Source organism: Reichenbachiella sp. (genome assembly GCF_039941815.1).
Lineage (GTDB): Bacteria > Bacteroidota > Bacteroidia > Cytophagales > Cyclobacteriaceae > Reichenbachiella.
This window is the reverse complement of the sequence record NZ_JBDVDW010000023.1, coordinates 66,120-87,277: the sequence shown is the minus strand read 5'-3', so window position 1 is coordinate 87,277 and position 21,158 is coordinate 66,120. Positions and strand designations below refer to the sequence as shown.

Genomic DNA, 21,158 nt, shown 5'->3' with positions numbered 1-21,158 from the left:
GCTTCATCACCCGTTGTTAATAAATTTGGCAAAAAATGACCCTTTGGACGTTTTGTACCGGACTACATGCATACCCCTAAAATGATTTCCAAGTACTACTTCCATTTCTGGTTTTACTTCCTTGATTTGCTGATGCAATCGAACTCCACCGGAAAGGTCATAGATGGACAGCTCTCCTTCTCCGAGCATATCATTCAAATTGATTTTCAAGATTCCATTGGAATAAAAACATTGAATTTCAGATCTTTTTAGGTCAGAAGAGGCACTTTCCAAGATGGCTTTCTCACTGAAGATCTCAGGTCGATGTGTGGTCAGGGAGGTGCGCATCGCTTCTGCTTGCCCACGGGTAAATAGTGTCATACAGGCATCTTCAGAGAAGTCCATGAAATTTTGAACCATATCGAGTGATCCACAGGAGGACTTGGAGGTGCTACAACTCGATGAGCTTTGTTGCTGATTGGGAGTGTCTGAAATATCATCGTCGGACGAGCAGCCGCCATCTCCCCACAAATGCTGCAGGCCTAGCCAGTGCCCAACTTCATGCGTAAGTGTTCTACCCAAATCATAAGGAGCTTTTGCCGTCCCCTCTGTTCCAAAATTTTCATAGTGGATAGCTATTCCTTCGAAATTGTCATCTCCGGTTGGACTTGATGCGTAGCCAATTATTCCTGTAGTGAGATTAGCGACCCAGATATTCAAATATTGATCGCTGTCCCATGGATCTGCACCGCCAGTGTTGGACGCATGGAGATCATTATTGGCAAATGCTACATGCTCGGTCGCTGTTCTGGTAATTCCATCTTTAGACGCTCCCATAGGGTCTATTTCGGCGAGCTCAAACTCAATTTTTATATCTGCGGCTAAAGAAGAAAAATCGGCAACGGTATTCGAGGCATTCTGATTCTTCTTTCTGAAATCAAGATTCAGAGCATGGATCTGCGATTGGATTTGTGATGGACTTAGATCCTGGGTCTTATTTTGGTACACCACATGCACCACCACCGGAATGGTAAATATGGTCTCGTTTGAAGTGAGCAGGCGCTGGGTGGGATGCTCTGTATTCTCACTATACTCCACAGGGCACTTTCTGATTTCGGCTTGTCCGCTGGCTGGGTGGGAAAACAAAAAACATGCTGGTATAAACCAAATGGCAAATAGGCACAAGGCCAAATATTTTGCCCCGTAGGTAATGCGATAATATCGTTGCGCTATGCCCACTTGCTACTGCTTTACTATTCTTATGACTTGAGACCTTTTGCCGACTGAGGCATGTAGGAAATAGACACCATCAGCCAACTTGGATACATCAAATCGAACTTCTTCTTCTACTCCTTTGACTACCTGAGATTGCATCAAAACGCCCGTGATGTCATAGACGTGTATGTGCGTGCTTTCTTCCTTACTTAGCTCCAAATAGAGGCTAAATTGATCTCGGACAGGGTTGGGATATGCTTTGAGTTCGAGTATTTCGAGGAATTTTGCTATCTCGACTTCTTCATCCTCAGATGATCTTGCCAGTCGAATAGTCAGTGATTTGGTCAGCTCATCGGTACACACTTCGTTAGAGACTGTGAGTGTTACATCAAATTCACCATCTACTAAATATCTATGCTGCGGGTTTTCAAGGTTACTGAATTGTCCATCACCGAAATTCCAGAGGAAAGTCTCAGGGGTGGGTTCCGACAATTGAGCAAATTGAATGGTATCTCCACGATCTCCAATTGAGGAGGATAGAAAACCTGCTTTGATTTTCATATCGGTAGGTGCGATATAAATAGTGTCAGATTCCATACATCCTAAGTCATCGGACACTGTCACCCAATATCGTCCGGAGGTATTGCCGATTATGTTTTGATCTGTAGACACAAAGCCTGAGTCAGATTGCCACTGATATGTGTATCCTTCTATACCTGCATCGAGCATTAAATCGGACTCTCCACAATCAACTCTGTCTTCTCCCAGGTCTACACTAAACTGAGGTGACACCTCAATGTATACCTCATCTGAACTTTTGCATCCTGCATCAGAGGTAACTTCCAGGGAATAGTTTCCTGTGGACCCCACCTCCAAACTGCTCGTTGTGGAAAGTGTTGACCATAAGTGATCGACATCGGTCAGGCCCGATTCCAAAACAGCAATCTCATCGTGACAGATTTGTCTATCTGGTCCCAGATCCAAATTTGGGCTTTCGCTGATGATCACGTCAAATGAAGCATTAGCAACACAGTTTTCGGCATTAGTCACTTCTACGCCATAGGCATCCGATTCGCTAATAGTAATGGTCTTCGATTCTTCGCCTGTGGACCAATTAAATACAGAACCAAAATTACCTGCGTCTAGTAAGATTTCATCACAGGCTTGAATCACTGCGTCAAACTCAAGTACTGGAATGGCATGGTAGAGTACTTCTACCTCATCTATAAAACTACAGCCCAAATCGGTAATCAGTTCGACGTTATAGATCCCAGCCTGATCGATTTGAATGGATGATGAGGTCGAACCTGTGGACCATAGATAATCCACTGTCAATGTACTTTCTGCGTCCAAACTGACGACTTCTCCTTCACAGGCCTCTAGCTCATTGCCGAGATCAATTTCGGGGATAGGATTGATGGTGACGTTGATATCGTCAGCCACTATGCAAAGATCATTGCTCACAGTGGTCACCTCATAATTGCCGGTACTAAATACCTGGATGGTCTCAGTCGTTTCTCCGGTGGACCAATAGTAAGCAATATCGCTTACCATAGGATCGAGCAGTGCTTCGCCGCAGGCTGCAAAATCATCTCCAAGATCTATTGGACTATCTGATCCTTTGAATTCTACCACTACCGATTCATTGAAAACACAGCCGGCGGCACTGGTCACTTCTACAGTGTAAGTTCCTGAAGTGGTAACTTCGAGTGTTTGGTTTTTCGAATTATCAGACCACTTATAGGTGCTTCCTACGTTCTCTGCATCCAGAGTAAAACTACCATCGCATCGGTCGATTGTACCTCCAAAATCCAGCATGGGAGTTTCATTCACCGTAACGGTATTACTTTTAGATGTTACACACCCATAGGCAGAGGTTACTTCCAAATTGACCAGATAGTCGCCGGAGTTGGTATAATTCAGCTCGGGTTCTTCTGTTGTAAATGTTCGGCCATCGCCAACTGACCAATGGTAGGTCAGACCACTTCCATCTGGTGCACTGGATCTATTGTCTATTATAAATTCTTCATTTTGGCAAACCGAATTCAATATAAAGTTGGCCACTGGATTAGGGTGTACATCGATTTTACTCGTCAGGCTACTCTCACATCCATGGATACTTGTGGCTATCAAATTGACATCATAGTCGGAGCTGGCAGTATATGCTTTCGTGGGATTGGATTGTGTAGAGAAGGAGCCATCTCCAAAACTCCATTGATAACTAAGCAATCCTCCGCCTGATATACTGGTCAAATTGGTAAAATCAATAGGTTCGAAAGGACACTTTTCATCCAGCGCAAAATTGACTACGGGTTTTGGATTGACTGTTACCTGAATCTGATCTTGAGCGACACAACCCTGTGCGTTTGTTACTTCTACTTGATAAGTATCGGTGGTGCTGACTACGATGGATTGCTGGTCTGATCCGTTTGACCAGGTATAGGTGCTTCCTGTATTTTGAGCGTTGAGTATCACCGATTCTCCATCGCAGATAGCCAGGTCGTTGCCCAAGTCAAGAATGGGAAGATCATTGAAGGTAATGGTCACTTCACTCGTTCCTTCGCAACCGTTAATATCCATCACGGATACCTGGTAGGTGCCTGATTCGGTCACCATAATTTCTCGCGTATTTTGACCGGTGGACCAGGCGTAGGTGGCATCGTCAAAGTAGCCTGCGTCCAATTCAAAACTCCCGCATACCTGCCTGTCACTGCCTAGACCGGGTTGGATGGGGGCATTGAGGGTTACGCTAAAATCTTCTTCAAACTCACATCCAGTGGCATTGGTAATGATCACTGAATAGTCGCCGTCTGCTGTGATTTCATATTGTTGATCGGTCGAAATCTCGAAATCCACACTGTTGCGCCAAGAATAAGTTGATCCAGAATTTGCGGCATCTAATTCGATCGAAGCAGCACAGGAGGCAACTACACCACCGAAATTTAAGTCAGGTAATGGATTGACAGTTACATTTTTGACAATGCTTGATAGACAGCCATTAGAATTGGTGACGTTGAGCGTTACTGGATACGATCCTGCCAGGGTATAAGTGGTTGCTGGGTTTTGCAAAGCAGAGCTTGACCCATTTCCAAAACTCCAGCTATAGCTATATCCTGCTCCAGTTGGGCCGCTGAGGTTGAGCACTTCTCCAACGCAAACTAGCGGGACAGTAAAATCTGCATTCGGGAAATCATGTATCTCTATCTGCTCTATATGTGAATAACTACATCCATTAGCGGTCTCAACGGTAAGAGAGACGTCGTACGTTCCGAAAGCACCATAGGTGTTCGAAGGGTTTTCCAGGGTAGAGATTGCCGACCCATCGCCAAAGTCCCATTGATAACCTACGATGGCATCTCCTTGCTCTGTGACAAATGATTTGTTGATAAAACTAGCGGCAGCAGATTCACAAACTCCTTGATCCGGGTATTCAAAACTGACGACAGGTTGACTAAATAGGGTCACTTCGGCTTGGGTGCTGGCCTCACAGCTACCCTTTTGAACATCTACTTTGTATTGTCCTTCTTCCGTAACGTTGACTTGTTGGCTGGTACCGGCAGAACTTCCGGTCGACAGTTGAGTCCAGTTGTATGTTGCACCAGACACACCTGCATCCAGCGTCAAAATATCTCCATCACATCCTGATTGGTCGTCTACTGTAAGCTCAATTTTGGGATCTATTGTGACGCTGACCTCATCCTGAACTGAACATTGGCCAAAGCCAGTCACGTTGATATTGACGTCGACTTCATAGGTGCCATTTGCAATTACTTCTAATTTATCAACATCTCCGGCCACGGGCAATCCGTCCTTGTCCCAGGAGTAGGTGACATCATCATCGGACAAGAAATCAATATCATCCAACGAGGCCTCCAAATCACCTTTTTCACAGAAAGTAACATCTGAACCTAAGTCTACATCACTAAACAGATAAATGGTCGCTGTATTGGTTCCCTGGCAGGTAAGTGGAGTTGGCCCCGATATTACAAGCTGGTAATTGCCACTTTCGGTCACTACTGCGGTCGGGTCAGTAGAGATCACGGACATATCTTTCATCGCTCGCCATTCATAAGTGCTTCCTCCCGGTATATCTGTTGGGAGCAATACGTTCGGTACAATTTCGAAATCGTTCTCACAAGCTACCGCTGGATCTAAGGTGAAAGTGGGTCTTTGCACTGGATCCACATTTTTTATGATCTCGTGCACACAATCATAATCTGATACTACCTCGAGCTGAACTTGTCTGGTAATGGCTTCTCCATAAATGTATTCGGCCGTGGCGCCCTCTTGTTCGCTGGCGTCATGAAAAGTCCAGGTTTGGCTTTGGATTGCGTCTGATGCTATTGTGGATGTACTGGTGAAAACTGTCGCGTCATCAATACATGCATTTTCTATCTTAAAATCGGCTTCTGGTTCTGGGTGTATTTCGATTGTTTTGCTGAGTGTATTTGAGCAACCGTATTTTGAGGTTCTCTGCAGTGATACGCTGTATAGTCCGGCATCAGCATAGTCATGCAATACGTTGCTTTGGGTTTCGGTAGAAGTGCTGGCATCGCCGAAGTCCCACACATACTGCAAATTGGGAGTGGCATCCAGTATTGTCGTTTCGTTGAGAAACTGAGCGGTCTCTTCGGAGCAAATGTCCTTATCAAGCACTTGAAACCCTCCTAGTGGTTCGGGGCGTACTTCGATATCCCAGGTCATCATGTCTGTGCAGCCATATGTCTCAGACTCAGCGATCATAGTGGTGGTATATGCACCTTGCGCGAAATACTGTTTCTCTGGCGTGTGATCAGCGGAAGTGGTCGCGTCGCCAAAATCCCAATCGTAGAGCACATTGGTGGATGCATCTGAAAAGGTGGTCGCATTTTCGAAGGTTATTACTTCACCCACACAAATTTCATTGATCGGAGCGCCTTCAAACTCTGCAGAGAAGTCTACCACTGGCTTTGGTTTGATGAAAATTTGCTTGGTCACCTCAGACTTACATTCAGTGGCAGTAAATTCCATTTCCAGTGTCACGTCAAGCGTGCTCAACTCATCGCCAATATCAACATAGGTGTATTCAAACTGGTCTTTGATAGATCCAAGCACATCTTCATGATTATCAGTACCTCCATCACCAAAATCCCAGTCATATTTACGCAGACTAGAAAACGGATCTCCTATTTGAGTAATGGCATCGTTTATCGTAATATCGAATTGACCTAGCTCATCCCGGCACAGGTCGGCGATTGAAAAATCAAAATCTGGTACCGGGTTTACTGTAAATGGCAATTCAATATCTACGGCACATTCATATTCCGATACTGCGGTGACCCGTACAGTTTTGTCACCATAGGTATTATATGTGAAGTTTCTGACAGGGTCAGTCAAAAGTGGAGCACCGTCTGAGGTAGTGCCCGACTGGTTGTCAGGGGTATTGAAATTCCAGGTGTACGTAGCGTTGGTTAGCGGGTCTCCATTTTCATCTTCGTTGCTGTGTATAAATTGGACTTCTTCGTATTGGCACTCAGCGAAAGTTTTTATTGAGGTAATGCTGTTCTCGGGAAAGGGTCTTGCGGTCAGGTCGAATTGAGCTGAGGACAGGCATCCTTTTACGGTACGACCATTCACATAGATTGTCCCGTCATTGTCAGTGTCTAGAGTTGCCGACAAAAGTTCGACATCAGGGTCATTAGGAATCGTCCAGTGAGCATAGGACAAAGCATCAGTTTTTGTATTTGACGCAGTGACGGTTGTCAGTTCTGATCCACAAATATTCAATTCTTCCGTACTCGACGGGGTCTCGGTTCGGAGCGTCGAAACGGCGCTAAATTGTATGTCAGGCTGATTTGCAGCACTGCAGGTTTGTGCTCCCAAAGCCAGCAAATAATCTGTGTTTTGAATAATAAAAAGCCGATCCGGGTCAGCGAGATTTACTTCAATCTGGTCGCTGGCTAAACTAACAGTACCTCCTATTCGCTCCCAGCTCGCTCCATCGTCGTCTGAGAGATAGATAGCCACATCATTTTCCAAAAGTCCGGCGCTGCGAAATTCATTTTCAAGGTATTTGAATCTAACGGTGCTGAGTTCCACATTTTGATCCACGCTAAAAGTATAGTTTCGAAATACGCTAACTCCATTTCCCAAAGAGGTCAGCTCTTGATGATTTCTCGCAATCGCCAAGGTACTCATGGTCTGTCCTCCGTACATGGTAAAGCCCAACCCGGTGCCTACCACATCCAAATTGTCTACGTGTACATCTCCATTGTTTAGTGCTGGCCGACTGGCCCTAATCGAACCCGACCCGCTCACCACTGCTCCAGTATGCGACATGGTAGTGGGTGCAGCACTGGTTAGTTTGGTGTTCTCCTCAGCTATCGTTATATCTTCGTTCAGTACCACGTTTCCGGCGGTCAGTTCCAGTCCATCCTTGATCACAGATGCTACACCGAAGGTCAAGGTACCACCCGGTTTGTCTACTTTCAGTTTTCTGAAATACGCTGTTGATCCTGTAATAAGTTGGTCTCCAGTGCCTGCAAAAGTCAGATATCCCGCAACAAAATCTCCATCGAATATGGCTTCTTCCGGGCTTGCATTATTGTTGATAAAGTCTCCATGCAGTTCTAATTCTCCGCCCAGCACTATTCCCTTCTCAGCTTGCGTAGACTCATCTTTGTAGTTTCCTGAAACATACAGTTTGGCGCCACTAGGTATATAGATTCGGGTGCCTTTGTTAGTCACATTAGTGGGCTGAGCAGATACTAATGCGGTTGACAAGCCAATAAATAGTAGTGATGTGAGCAGGCACTTTAGGAATGCCCCCCATCTATGGTCTCTATATTTTGCGGCTTGTTTCATACCCTCTTATTTCCGTGATCCTTTCTTTATTTCAGAACCCAGATTCCCACCGTCCTGACTGAATACTTTTATCTGATAGAAATATTCATCTTCCGATTTCACTCCTTTATCGACAAAGATTATTTCTTTGGTCACTCCGGTTATCGGTTTGAGGCTGTCTTCTGTAGCTCCGCGAAACACGACAAACCCTAATATCTCAGCAGTCTCATCCACATGCCATTGTATGGTATTTGATTTTTTTCTTTTGTTGTATTTGATTTTAAAGTCCTCGATTTGGACTAGCTCTGTTTCTGCCACCAGGTATCCGGTTTCGATTACGGAGGGCTTAGACCTATTGCCTACCGAGTCTACTGCTTCCAAATAGTATTGATAAGCGGTATTAGGTCGAGCGTTTCGATCGGTGTAGGCTTCTACATATCCGCCCAATACATTGACATTGAGTCGGGTGAAATCTGAGGATTGCGCGGTGTCATTTCTGTAGATGTGATACCCCATAAGATCCTGATCTACATTGGTGACCCAGTGGATTTTGATGTTTGATTCATCATATCCTATAAACTTGATGACGGGTTGCTCCGGGGCTATTACGTCTGGAATCTCTCCGCTTACAATATTGGAATAGTCACTTCTATTATAAGAAGTGTCGATGGCTATGATTTTATAGAAAAAAGTACTCTTGACATTTTTGGGTAAGCTCTGCTCGAAATAGTTCTCTTTGATCGGGTCTGCATTGAGAAGTACATAGTTTCCCTTCTGATTTGAGCCTACTGTCCGATATATCATATATCCTTGTAGATCTTGCTCTAGATTAGCTTCCCAATCCAGTCGAAGCAGGGCGGTATCTGCGACAATGCTCAGATTTTTCGGAACAACGGGAGGAAGCACATCAGCCACTTCTTCGAATACCAACCTGGAATCTCCTTCGTTGCCCAAAATGTCGTGCGATGCCACATAATAGTAATATGGACCCGGGATGTAGACCGAATCTATATAAGATTGAGTCCGAGGATCGAGTGAATTGATATTGACTCTTTCATATGGTCCATCACTTTTTGGGCTTCTGTAAATGTGAATACCATCAATGTCTTCATTTTCAATATTTTCCCATTCTAAAAATACTTTCATGGAGTCCGAGTCGATCGTCACATTGATAGGAAACGGTGGCGCTGTTACATCTTGAAACAAGACTTCTATAGGTTCCGATCGTTGTGTTTCTTCGCCAAAAAAACCGATGCCGGCTATTTGATAGTAATAGGTACTCCCTTCTTGCAGGCTGTCTTCTCTGAAAAACGGATTTGGGTACTTCATCACTCCCATGCTGTCGATTTTTGATAGTAGCATCGGTCGTTGATTCAGCTTGATTTCACCTACAGAATCGGGGCCAGTCCTGTATAGATTCACCGCATAAAACCTGTAATCCTCAGGCAGCCAGTTGATATCCACCGTGTGTTCATTTTGAAAGACTTCGACTTCTTTGATTGGGTCGTCAGGCACAAAGACGCCTGCTTTAACGGGTAATGATGTGGCAATCATCAGTTCGGTATTGTCTATTATTTTATTGACTCGATACTCGTAGGTGATACCTGAGACAACAGTGTTGTCCTCGAAATAGATACCTACAAAATCTGAAAGGATACTGCTGCTAAAAGTTTTCAGTAATACATTGATAAAGATGAAATTGTCCTTGAGTGAGTCCGCTGACTGAATCACAACTTGTTCGAAGAATTCAAGGTTTTCGTCCGCCTGTTTGTGGATCGCCAGAATACTATCTTTTTGCACCACTGGTGTGGTGTTGATCTTCGTCCATTGAACGGTATTGAGCGGTCTTCTATAGATATTCACCCCTTCTGGGTATGAAAACTCCGGAGAGTACCACTTTAAAAGAACTTTTACGTTTTCTTGAGTGTTGGACGGGGCATTGATGGCATATACCCTGGACTCCTGAGCATGAAGATTTGAAGCCCCACTTAGCAACGCAATGAACGCTGCAAAAATAAAAATCCGGAAGATTTGTAACTGGTTAGGCTTAGTCCGCATGTAGGTTAGGGCAAAATGCTAAAGGATTGTCAGGACGTAGCTCACACTATTCCTCACTTCTCACTGCAATGATAATAGAAATTTTATTCTCCATAAAAATAACATGCACATTTTGCGCATATATAAACCAATCCAAAAGATACATATCGCGCCTATAGTCTATATCATGAATGATAGCAAAGAAGCCAATATGAAAATTAAAAAGTATTACAGACTAAAGATGGATCAAGATGTATTGGTTTAGGATCAATTTCCTTTGCTGATAAGAAGAGAATTACAACTTTCGATAAAGCCTCATTTTTAATTTAGGTTCAATTTTTTAAGGGTCTAAATCCAAACAGCTGTTCAAGTTCTGGATATATAATATTTTTTCGATGAATAAATCCGTGCATGTTGCGTGTACGGATTTTTTTATGCCCTCCTATTTCTCCAAAAACAAACCCATGGACTTTTCTTATCTTGCAGCCAATTAAATATTTGGATCGCTAAGTCATCACTATTTCATGATTACTATTATCAGTAGTACCAACAGAAAAGATTCTGTCTCAAAAAAATTATCAAACATCTATCGAGATATTCTATTGGAGAAGAAGGTAGATACTGAACTGATATATCTGGAAGATTTGCCGGGTGACTTCACGGAGACAGCGCTCTATGATCAGGCTGGAAAAAATGAAGTATTCAATACTTTTCGAGTCAAAATGTTGGCAGCCGAAAAAATGGTTTTTATTGTGCCTGAGTACAATGGTTCATTTCCCGGGGTGCTCAAAGCTTTTATTGATGGGCTGGATTTTCCGCATACCTTCAGAGATAAGAAGGCGGCACTGGTGGGTATATCTTCAGGTGTACAGGGCGCTGGTTTGGCCCTGAGCCACCTAACAGATATTTTCAACTATTGCGGGACGCATGTGCTTGCTCAAAAGCCCAAGCTATCCCGCATAGAAGAAAATTTGACAGAAAATAATCTTTCAGAATTATATCATGGCCTACTCGAAGAGCAGGTAGATAAATTACTGGCATTCTAGTATTGCCGTGACATAGCAATCTTGTCAAAGTCAATACTTTCAAGAAATCTTAAATATTTCTCGCTTCGTTTGGTTTGACACCTACAGGTATCAATCCGGTCTGTCGTGCAAAAATTTATTGTTGCCTAGTTCATTTTCGTCATTCAAATTGTACTTGGACACCAAGCTTTCTGAGGCCGCTGGTACACTTTTGAGATTGACTTTTTTACGCTCATACGCCGGAACATCAAATTTTTCTTTGTAGCTCTTCGCATCGACAGATTCATCAGCGTTGATCCCATCGAGGCGTCTACGTCTTTCTTCTGACTGTTCCATGAGCAGAATCTTCTTAGAAGGAGGATGTGCCATTCCATCTAGTTCTTCGAGTGGCTCGTCCACCACTACATTTTTTGACTCCTCTAGTAGCTGTCTCATTTCCAATTCGAATGGATCCTCTTCCTCAATCGCCTTAGGCTCAGGCTCCGGGGCTCTTTCGGGCTTCTCAAATGAGAAGGTCCTCATTTTCAGCTGAAAATCTTCTTCGAAGGTATCTTCCTTCACGTCCTGAGGTTCGCTGGTAAACAAATTGGTTTGAAAGTCTTTGTCAAGATCAAATACCTTGCGAGCTTCTGACTCAGTCTGTGGAGTAGATATAGACTGTGGCTGCTCCACTGTTTCTTCCTGGCTTTCAAAACCTGTGGCTATGATAGTCACGCGAATGCTATCTCCTAATTCAGCATCCACACCATGGCCAAAGATCACCTCTGCATCGTCTCCGGCTAGCTCCTGCATGAAATCCGTGATTTCCGTCAGTTCGTCCATTTGCAATTCAGCTTTATCACCTGAGATGATAGAGAGCAATATTTTATCAGCACCTTCTATATTCTGATTGTTGAGCAGAGGAGAGTTGATCGCCTCTTCGGCTGCTCTGCGTGCTCTACTTTCTCCAGAAGTCTCCGCTGAGCCCATTACTGCTCCGCCTGAATCTTTCATTACGGTTTTGACATCTTCAAAATCCACATTGACATATCCCGGTACGGTGATGATTTCTGCAATGCCTTTTGCTGCCGTAGTCAGAACGTTGTCTGCCTGTGCAAAGGCTTGGTTTACCGACAGGCTACCGAAGGCCTCGGTCAGCTTATCATTGAGGATCATCAATACGGTATCGCAGTTGGCTTTTAGAGAATCTACTCCCTCCATGGCCTGGCGCATTTTCTTCTTTCCTTCAAATTTGAAGGGAACAGTAACGATCCCAACGGTAAGGATTCCAAGCTCTTTGGCCACTTGAGCAATGACCGGAGCTGCACCTGTACCTGTACCGCCACCCATACCCGCAGTCACAAACACCATCTTGGTGTCTTCGCTGAGCATGTTTCTAATTTCTTCTTTATTTTCCAGAGCTGCATTTTTACCCTGCTCAGGGTTAGCTCCTGCACCCAGCCCTTCTGTCAGATTTACTCCTATCTGCAGTTTGTTTGGAATGGGACTGGTATTCAAGGCTTGTGCGTCCGTATTGCAGACTATGAATTCTACTCCGGTGATGCCTTGATTATACATGTGGTTGACAGCATTGCTGCCACCTCCGCCTACACCGATCACCTTGATGATCGATTTGTGATGTGTAGGCAAATCAAATTTAAAACTACTTTCTGTCATGATGTGTTTTATTTAATTTGTTTAAAATGAAATAGCCGATTCTACGACTACCTACTGGTTTATTATTGTTAATTTATTAGTCAATCAACGAGTTGAATTATCTTCAAAATCGTCTATTAGTATTCCTTTGGTCTTTTCCAATATCTTCTTCAAGATGTTGTCTGAGCTACCCACGGTCTTTTTTCTCTTGTCATAATCTCTGACCACAGTGTCTTCAAGGAAGTGTCTATTGTCCCGATCATCCAGCGCTTTGAATCCACAAAGAACAAGTCCTACCGAGGTGGCAAACATTGGGCTCTTGATAGCGTCGACCTTGCTCTTGCCGAGGTGTTCGTTAGGAAATCCTACGCGTGCATCGAGGCCTGTCATATATTCAAATAATTGTTTGATGGAAATCAGCTGAGACCCACCTCCTGTGATGACTATACCTCCAGCCAATCTATTTTCATAGCCGCTTGTAATCACTTTGGTATGCACCATTTCGATGATTTCTTCCATTCTGGCCTCGATCACTCGCGCCAGATTTTTGACTGAGATCTCTTTTGGCTCACGATTCTTGAGACCCGGTATGGATACGACCTCGTTTTCGTTAGCCATTTCGGCTAGTGCCTGACCAAATTTGGTCTTCAAAATCTCGGCTTGATGATTCAATACATTACAGCCATCTTTGATATCTGAAGTGATGATGTTGCCTCCGAATGGGATCACCGAGGTATGACGGATGATGTTTTCATGGAATATGGCGATGTCTGTAGTACCGCCTCCAATATCCACCAGACATACGCCGGCTTCTTTTTCTTCTTCGCTCAATACAGATAGACTGGATGCCAATGGCTCCAATATCAGATTGTCGATTTCGAGCCCCGCTCGTCGAACACACTTATTGATGTTTTGAATGGCGTTGGTCTGCGCAGTAATCACATGAAAATCTGCCTCTAATCGTACACCAGACATCCCTACGGGATCTTTGATGCCTTCTTCGTAGTCTACAATATAGTCCTGTGGCATCACATGAATGATCTCACTCCCAGGAGGGATTACGATCTTGTACATATCGTTGGTCAGCCTATTGACATCTTCTATCGTAATCTCATCATCAGAGGAATGTCTGATAATAGATCCGTGATGTACGGAGCTCTTGATATGCTGTCCGGCTATACCGACATTGACGACACGAATGTCGATGCCAGATTGCTCTTCAGCTTCAGTGACTGCCTTCTTGATTGCATTTATTGTCTTATCGATATTGGTCACAATACCGCGAATCACTCCGTCGGATACTGCTTTACCCATACCTAATACTTCGAGTTTTCCATACTCGTTTTTTCTCCCGACGATTACACAAATTTTGGTTGTGCCAATGTCGAGACCTACAATGATTTCATTTGTTTCCATACCATTTATCATTTACAGACGATTTGATTCTTGAATTTTAGATTGACCGATGCATAAGCATTCCATCCTTTGTAGGGTAGGATTTGCTTATAGAAAAGCATCAGCTTTTTAAATTTTTTCTCTATTTGCTCAGGCTTACCAAAAATGATATCCTGCTTGGTTACTTGTGGCTCTAGGACCACTTCTTGATTTTTTTCTACTCTGATGGCCGAGATTTGGGCACTCCAGAATTCATCTTCACTGATATACTGTAGCAGTTCGTATACTTCCTGCCCCTGCTCAGAATTGTTGATATTGTCCTCATCTATCCAGCTGTCATTGGCCAAATGCAAGAGCACAACTCGAGCGGTATAGTGCTCAGACTCGGGAAGTACATCTCCTTCAACTCCGATATAGTAGTCGGGTCCATCTGCTACCATCACTCGAGCAATAGGTCTATTTTGAGTGACCTCGATAGACATATTTCCTTCTAAGTCAATATAGGCCTGGGCATCATTCACAAACTGATGTGATTCGATCCGATCCTCCAGTTCCTTGAGATTTAGGCTACCAAAATCACTACTTAGCAGATAATCCTTGCCTTCGTCATTGATCAAATCAAGCACGTCGCTTTGATTGATAAAATAGTTTTCAAACTGATTATCAATAAGAATATGGACGTCGTTGATATATCGCTCATTCTGACGTGAATTGGTAAATCCAATAATGATCGCCAGAGCAAATAGGATCAGTCCTACTTTAAATGTTTTCCATATGTGTATCAGCCATTTCATTTGCTTTCTAACTTATTTTTAATGGGTGAAACAAGAGTATCTATGTTACCTGCACCAATAGTGAGCAACACTTCTGGCTGATGGTCATCAAAATACTGTAGCACATCGTCTTTGACATAACTGCGGGTCTGACCGTTGGTCATTTTCTTTTCGATCGCTGCCGAGGTAATACCAGGTATGGGCTGCTCCCGAGCAGGATAGATGTCGAGCAGAACTACTTTGTCGGCCAAAGACAAGCTCTCAGCAAATCCATCCATAAAATCTCTGGTTCTGGAGAATAAATGGGGTTGAAAAATAGCTGTTACCGATTTGTTTGGATACAGCGCTCTTACTGATTCCAGCAGTGCTTTGATTTCTTCCGGATGGTGAGCATAATCATCGATGTACACCAAATCTTCACGATTGATGATGTATTCAAATCTTCGCTTCACGCCCTGATAGCTATTTATTCCTTTGACCCAATGATCAGAATCGCTAATCAGGCCTTTGACAGACGCAATGGCTGCCAACGCATTGGATACATTGTGAAATCCGGGCATGGCGAGTTCAAATCCGTTCACTGCTGTCGAATCTGCGTGATAGCTAAACTCAAATTTCGCATTGTTGATTGTCAGATTTTGAGCCTTGACATCTCCAGCATTTAGCCCATAGGTGCTTACCTTAATATTGTTGTTAGGATTCAGTTCGAGCTCATCGGCTACCTTCTCTTCGATAAATAGGCTACCGTTGGCTTTGATATTTTTGATAAACTCGTTGAACGAGTCCTTAAGCGAATCCTTGGAGCCATATATATCGAGATGATCAGCATCCGTAGCTGTAATAATGGCCACATCGGGAGACAGCGTTAAAAACGAACGGTCGAATTCGTCGGCTTCTACCACCATTACGTCATTGTTGATTCCAATAAGCAAATTGGAGTTGTAGTTGGTCATAATACCGCCTACAAAAGCCGAACAATCTATTCCTGCTGACTTGAGCAAGTGAGCTACCATAGAAGAGGTAGTCGTTTTACCATGTGTGCCTGCCACGGCAATCGTGTATTTCGATTCGGTGAGCATACCCAGCACTTGGGATCTCTTCAATATTTCAAATCCTTCTTTCACAAAGAATTGATATTCACCTAGCTTGGTGGGCACAGCAGGAGTATACACGATCAATGACCCTTTATGGTCTGCTTTGATTTTATCTGAAATGAGCGACTCGTTGTCATCAAAATGAATACTGATTCCTTCGGCCACGAGCTGGTCGGTGAGTGTAGTTGATGTTTTGTCATATCCTGACACATCAAACCCATTGGCATGAAACCATCGTGCCAAGGCGCTCATACCGATGCCTCCGATCCCTAAAAAATAGACGCTATGTAGATTTTCTAAGTTCATTTAATCATGGTGATTATCTCGTGGGCAATGTCTTTCGCTGCATTTGGTTTTGCCAGCTCCTTGATGTTGGCACTGATCAATTCTTGCTGCTCTTCGTTTTTTAGCAATTTCAATGTCTCAGTGATGAGGTGCTCTGCCGCATCATCATCACGAATCATCTCTGCTGCCTCCCTACTTACCAGGGCCATAGCGTTTTTAGTCTGATGGTCTTCAGCCACGTTTGGCGATGGCACGAATAACACGGGCTTACCTACCAGGCACAGCTCCGAAATAGAGAGTGCTCCTGCTCTGGAGATCACCACGTCTGCAGCACCATAGGCTCGATCCATTTCCTTGATAAAAGGCACTATTCTAAGCTTTTCAGAATCTATATGCGCCGTTTTCTCTTTCATCTCTTCGAAGTAGAACTTGCCTGACTGCCAGAGTACTTGTACATCTTCGTCGATCAGTCGTTGGACACCATCGGCGAGGGTATTATTGATGGTACGTGCACCAAGGCTCCCACCGAGAATCAGCACTGTTTTTTTGTCGCTTCGGAATCCAAACTGCGAGAGCCCTTCTAATCGAACCTGACTTGAATTCATAATATCGGTCCGGACGGGATTGCCAGTTTCAATGATTTTTTCCTTCTGGAAAAATCTTTCCATTCCAGGATATGCGACACATATTTTGTTGGCTTTATTCGCCAGCATCTTATTGGTAATGCCCGGATAGGAGTTCTGCTCCTGAATCAAGGTGGGGATACCTTTTTTATTGGCGGCATAAAGTAGCGGCCCACTAGCATATCCACCAACGCCAACTACGACGTCTGGCTTGAATTTTTTCAGCAGGCTAAAGGATTTCCAAACACTGGAGATCACTTTGAAGGGGAAAGAAATATTGTCCAGGGTCAGTCTGCGCTGCAATCCACTGATCCACAGTCCAACAATCTCATAACCAGCCTCTGGTACTTTTTCCATTTCCATTCTGCCTTTAGCTCCTACAAAAAGCAACTCTATATCGCTATGGATATCTTTTAGCGCATGCGCAATCGCAATCGCAGGATAGATATGTCCTCCGGTTCCGCCACCACTAATCATTACCCGCAATGGAGATTGGCGATATGTCTTCTTCTCCCTCATTTATGCGTACTCTACGTTTGCGTCTTTTCTATACTCATTAGTACCTGGTGTACCCACTTCTTCTATTTCTCCCCGACTTACACTGAGGATGATGCCGATCGCCACGCCTACAAACAGCTGGGAGGTACCACCCATACTTACCAGCGGCAAGGTCAATCCCGTGATAGGCACTAATCCTACCGCTACAGCCATATTGACCATGGCTTGCATCACCAGTGCGAAACTCAATCCAGCAGACAGCAGTCCACCATAGGTTCGCTCACTCAGGGCGATGACACGGGTACCACGATACAGCAGTGCCAGGTATAAGAAGAGCACAATCACTCCACCTACCAGTCCATATTCTTCTATGATAATGGCATAGATGAAATCTGAATAAGGATGTGGTAAAAAGTTTTTTTGCTGGCTTTTGCCTGGGGCAAATCGCACAGTGCCGCCATTGGCAATGGCTATAAATGACTGCTCTGCCTGAAACGGAATGTCGTCGTCTGAAAAGAATGATTCGATTCTACTGAAGGCAGTATCTGCTCTTTGGCCAATAGCCAAGGCAGCTGATCCGGCTATCACGCCTATCAGCACGAGCATGGCCAGGTATTTTACTGGTACTCTTCCGATAAACATCACTACCATGCAGGTAGCAAAAATGAGCGCAGCACTGGATAGGTTGGTCATGGCGATCAATCCGCAGATCAGTCCGATCCAAAGCAACATGGGAATTAGTGATTCTTTGATGTTGTCGATATTATTCTGACGCTTGGCTAGCATAGAAGCCAATGTCACGATCAGGGCAAAATTGGCCAGATCGGAAGGCTGGAAGGCCTGATTGATAAACGGGACTGTGATCCAGCGAGAAGCCTCGTTGATATTGACCCCAAATTTCCAGGTGATAAATAGCAACGGCACAGAAACCCAAAGGGCGAGCTGTGAGAGTTTAGCGTAGTATCTATAATCGATCTTATGAGCTACCCACATAGCCAACCAACTCAGCAATACCAGTGCGGTGTGCTTAAAGAGATAGTGCTCGGTGTTGCCCTCCATCTGATTGTAGGCCAGGGTACCTGTGGCACTATATACCACCAGAATACTCAAAGCAGACAACGCGATGACGATGAACCAAATCACTGGATCTCCATGTAGGTTTCTATTTGTCCAGTCCTTGATCATGCTTTTATTGATTCTTTACTTTGTTTCAACTTTTCGACTTCTGATTTGAACTGGTCACCGCGATGCTCATAGTTGTTGAACAAATCAAAACTGGCGCATGCAGGAGAAAGCAGAACTACTTCGCCAGGCTGGGCCAAATCATTGGCTCTGGCTACGGCTTCTTCTGCACTCCTGACTTCTATCAATTGATTGACATCATTTTTGAATTCGTCAATCAAATGTGCATTATCCAAACCCATGCAGATAAGCGTGTTGACCTTGTTTATCACCAGATTTTTGATCTGATCGTAGTCGTTTCCTTTGTTTACTCCTCCGGCGATCCAGACGACAGGCCTTGTCATGGCATCCAGCGCATAATAAACGGCATCGACGTTGGTGGCTTTGGAGTCATTGATGTACGGAATGTCATTTACATATCCGGCCAATTCCATGCGATGTGGTGCATTTTTGAAACTAGTCAATGCCTTCATGATATCACCAAACGATACTTCCAGATGTATAGCGGCCAGGATGGCTGCCATCTGATTGTACTGGTTGTGTCTGCCTAATAGGGGCAGGTCTTCTATCGGCACAATCTGAATTATTTTTTCGCAGTCGAATATCAGATAACCTTCCAGGAAATAGGCTCCATTGCTAGTTTTTGTCCTTGTCGTAAAATCTAATTTTGTGTATTTGGCTGTATCCCTCTCAACTCGGTCGGCGATCATCTGATCGTCTTTATTGAATATAAAATGGCTACCCTCAGACATATTTTTTACCAGTCTCCATTTGGCGTCCGCATATTCGTCCATGTTGTAGTTGTACCGATCGAGATGATCAGGAGTGATATTTAGCATTACAGCTATATCCGGTCTGAAGTCCGCGATCCCATCTAGTTGAAAGCTGCTGAGCTCCAGCACTACCACTTCAGGATCGCTATCGACGAGCAAGTCTGAGAAGCTGTTGCCTACATTGCCGGCGCTAGCGACCTTCAGGCCTGCGCCCTTCAAGATATGCGTAGTCAGCAGTGTAGTCGTTGTCTTGCCATTGGATCCGGTGATGCCGATGATTTTGGCATTGGTAAAGCGGCTGGCGAACTCTATTTCTGACACTATAGCCTTGCCTGCTTTTTTTAGTTCTACAATTACTGTCGCAGTATCCGGAATGCCCGGACTTTTGATGATTTCGTCATATTTGACCAGTTCATCAAGGGTATGTACGTTCTCTTCGAATCGTGCACCCAGTGATTCAATGATTCTTTGTTTGTGTACGGGTATGGTCTTAGAATCTGAGAGGAAGGCCCTTATACCATGTTTGGTAGCCAGGCGCAATGCTCCCATGCCGCTTTCACCGCTGCCAAGGATGGCTATGCTATGGTTTTTAGGATCTTTCACTTATCTCAGTTTTAAGGTTGCCAGGGTGAGTATGGCCAACAATATGCCTGTGGTCCAAAAACGGGTCACAATCTTTGTTTCATGAACACCCTTCTTCTGATAATGATGATGAAGTGGAGACATTAAGAATATGCGTCTACCTTCTCCATATTTCTTTTTTGTATACTTGAAATAGCTGACCTGAATGATTACGGACAGGTTTTCTATGACAAAAATCCCGCATAAGACGGGTATGAGTAATTCTTTTCTAACTACCAGCGCGAGTACGGCGATGACTCCACCGATGGACAGACTGCCAGTGTCGCCCATAAATACCTGAGCCGGGTAGGAATTGTACCACAAGAAGCCAATGCAGGCTCCAACGAAGGCCATACAGAATATCACGAGTTCTCCTGAGCCTGGGATATACATGATATTGAGGTAGTCGGCAAAAATGAGGTTGCCCGATACATAGGCCAGAATCGCCAGCGTGATCCCAATGATAGCGGAAGTACCAGCAGCCAAACCGTCCAATCCGTCGGTGATATTTGCGCCGTTGGATACTGCTGTGACGATAAATATGACTGCGATCACATATAGTATGTCGGTGTAGTCTTGCAGAAAATCAGGCAAGAGCCACTTGTAGTGGAATTCATTGTTTTTCACAAAAGGAATCGTGGTAATCGTGCTTTTCACATCCACAAACTCCTCGGAATCTACCGCTTGAGTTACTATTTGCTGATCTGCGCTGCTAAAATCGCGGACCAGGATGTCGTCATGCGTGACCATCACTATGCCCACGATCATGCCTATAACCACCTGACCGACGATTTTGAATTTGCCGGAAAGGCCTTCCTTGTTTTTCTTTTTGATTTTGAGATAGTCGTCTACAAACCCGATCATACCCATCCAAATGGTAGTAATCAAAAGCAGTATGACATATATATTATCGATTCTGGCTACGAGAAGGGTCGGGATGACGATGGCACTGATGATAATGATACCACCCATAGTAGGCGTGCCTTTCTTCTCCAGCTGTCCGTCGAGTCCCAGGTCTCTGATGGTCTCCCCCATTTGCTGACGCTGAAGCATGGCGATAAATCGCTTACCGAAGAAAATAGTAATCAGAAGCGAGAGCACAATACCTACTCCAGCACGAAACGAGATGTATTGAAATACACCTGCTCCAGCGAGGTCGAATTGTTGATCCAAATATTCAAATAGGTAATAGAGCATCTAC

The 21,158-nt window shown here is 44.2% G+C and carries 12 protein-coding genes; 1 reads left to right on the top strand and 11 read right to left on the bottom strand.

Going from position 1 to position 21,158, the window contains the following annotated elements; translation table 11 throughout:
• Positions 1 to 6: 6 nt before the first annotated feature.
• The 3 genes from ABJF11_RS03695 to ABJF11_RS03685 are packed head-to-tail and all read right to left on the bottom strand — an operon-like array spanning position 7 to position 10,074.
• Positions 7 to 1,218: a zinc metalloprotease gene (locus ABJF11_RS03695; RefSeq protein ID WP_348118130.1), complete on the bottom strand. Its 1,212-nt coding sequence runs from the start codon at positions 1,216 to 1,218 to the stop codon at positions 7 to 9.
• A gap of 3 nt (positions 1,219 to 1,221) precedes the next feature.
• Complete coding sequence (locus ABJF11_RS03690; RefSeq protein ID WP_348118129.1) at positions 1,222 to 8,037, bottom strand: PKD domain-containing protein; 6,816 nt, start codon at positions 8,035 to 8,037, stop codon at positions 1,222 to 1,224.
• A 6-nt stretch (positions 8,038 to 8,043) separates the two neighbouring features.
• Entirely contained in the window at positions 8,044 to 10,074 is a 2,031-nt protein-coding gene (locus ABJF11_RS03685; RefSeq protein ID WP_348118128.1) for a hypothetical protein, read from the bottom strand.
• A 503-nt stretch (positions 10,075 to 10,577) separates the two neighbouring features.
• Here ABJF11_RS03685 and ABJF11_RS03680 point away from each other — a divergent pair.
• Complete coding sequence (locus ABJF11_RS03680) at positions 10,578 to 11,099, top strand: NAD(P)H-dependent oxidoreductase (RefSeq protein WP_348118127.1); 522 nt, start codon at positions 10,578 to 10,580, stop codon at positions 11,097 to 11,099.
• A gap of 90 nt (positions 11,100 to 11,189) precedes the next feature.
• On the opposite strand, the gene ftsZ is transcribed toward ABJF11_RS03680, so the two are convergent.
• From ftsZ to mraY, 8 genes are all read right to left on the bottom strand, one after another.
• Entirely contained in the window at positions 11,190 to 12,734 is a 1,545-nt protein-coding gene (ftsZ, locus tag ABJF11_RS03675; protein ID WP_348118126.1) for a cell division protein FtsZ, read from the bottom strand.
• An 84-nt stretch (positions 12,735 to 12,818) separates the two neighbouring features.
• Positions 12,819 to 14,129 carry a cell division protein FtsA gene (gene ftsA / locus ABJF11_RS03670; RefSeq protein ID WP_348118124.1) on the bottom strand — a complete coding sequence of 437 codons (1,311 nt, stop codon included), beginning with the start codon at positions 14,127 to 14,129 and terminating at the stop codon, positions 12,819 to 12,821.
• Between the two features lie 8 nt (positions 14,130 to 14,137).
• Positions 14,138 to 14,902, bottom strand: coding sequence for a cell division protein FtsQ (locus tag ABJF11_RS03665; protein WP_348118123.1), 765 nt, complete (start codon positions 14,900 to 14,902; stop codon positions 14,138 to 14,140).
• The gene (murC, locus tag ABJF11_RS03660; protein ID WP_348118122.1) at positions 14,899 to 16,281 is read right to left on the bottom strand and encodes a UDP-N-acetylmuramate--L-alanine ligase; all 1,383 of its coding nucleotides are present in this window, start codon (positions 16,279 to 16,281) and stop codon (positions 14,899 to 14,901) included. Before murC ends, ABJF11_RS03665 begins: the two co-directional genes overlap by 4 nt.
• Positions 16,278 to 17,402 carry an undecaprenyldiphospho-muramoylpentapeptide beta-N-acetylglucosaminyltransferase gene (murG, locus tag ABJF11_RS03655; RefSeq protein WP_348118121.1) on the bottom strand — a complete coding sequence of 375 codons (1,125 nt, stop codon included), beginning with the start codon at positions 17,400 to 17,402 and terminating at the stop codon, positions 16,278 to 16,280. The genes murC and murG overlap by 4 nt, the downstream gene beginning before the upstream one ends.
• Positions 17,403 to 18,566: an FtsW/RodA/SpoVE family cell cycle protein gene (locus tag ABJF11_RS03650; RefSeq protein WP_348118120.1), complete on the bottom strand. Its 1,164-nt coding sequence runs from the start codon at positions 18,564 to 18,566 to the stop codon at positions 17,403 to 17,405.
• Entirely contained in the window at positions 18,563 to 19,939 is a 1,377-nt protein-coding gene (gene murD / locus ABJF11_RS03645; protein ID WP_348118119.1) for a UDP-N-acetylmuramoyl-L-alanine--D-glutamate ligase, read from the bottom strand. The genes ABJF11_RS03650 and murD overlap by 4 nt, the downstream gene beginning before the upstream one ends.
• Positions 19,940 to 21,154: a phospho-N-acetylmuramoyl-pentapeptide-transferase gene (gene mraY, locus ABJF11_RS03640; protein ID WP_348118118.1), complete on the bottom strand. Its 1,215-nt coding sequence runs from the start codon at positions 21,152 to 21,154 to the stop codon at positions 19,940 to 19,942.
• Positions 21,155 to 21,158 lie beyond the last annotated feature (4 nt).

Coding starts and splice junctions, on each gene's coding strand:
- mraY (WP_348118118.1), bottom strand. CDS start 21,154: ATGCTCTATTACCTATTTGAATATTTGGATCAACAATTCGACCTCGCT.
- ABJF11_RS03650 (WP_348118120.1), bottom strand. CDS start 18,566: ATGATCAAGGACTGGACAAATAGAAACCTACATGGAGATCCAGTGATT.
- ABJF11_RS03665 (WP_348118123.1), bottom strand. CDS start 14,902: ATGAAATGGCTGATACACATATGGAAAACATTTAAAGTAGGACTGATC.
- ABJF11_RS03685 (WP_348118128.1), bottom strand. CDS start 10,074: ATGCGGACTAAGCCTAACCAGTTACAAATCTTCCGGATTTTTATTTTT.
- murC (WP_348118122.1), bottom strand. CDS start 16,281: ATGAACTTAGAAAATCTACATAGCGTCTATTTTTTAGGGATCGGAGGC.
- murG (WP_348118121.1), bottom strand. CDS start 17,402: ATGAGGGAGAAGAAGACATATCGCCAATCTCCATTGCGGGTAATGATT.
- ABJF11_RS03680 (WP_348118127.1), top strand. CDS start 10,578: ATGATTACTATTATCAGTAGTACCAACAGAAAAGATTCTGTCTCAAAA.
- ftsZ (WP_348118126.1), bottom strand. CDS start 12,734: ATGACAGAAAGTAGTTTTAAATTTGATTTGCCTACACATCACAAATCG.
- ABJF11_RS03690 (WP_348118129.1), bottom strand. CDS start 8,037: ATGAAACAAGCCGCAAAATATAGAGACCATAGATGGGGGGCATTCCTA.
- ftsA (WP_348118124.1), bottom strand. CDS start 14,129: ATGGAAACAAATGAAATCATTGTAGGTCTCGACATTGGCACAACCAAA.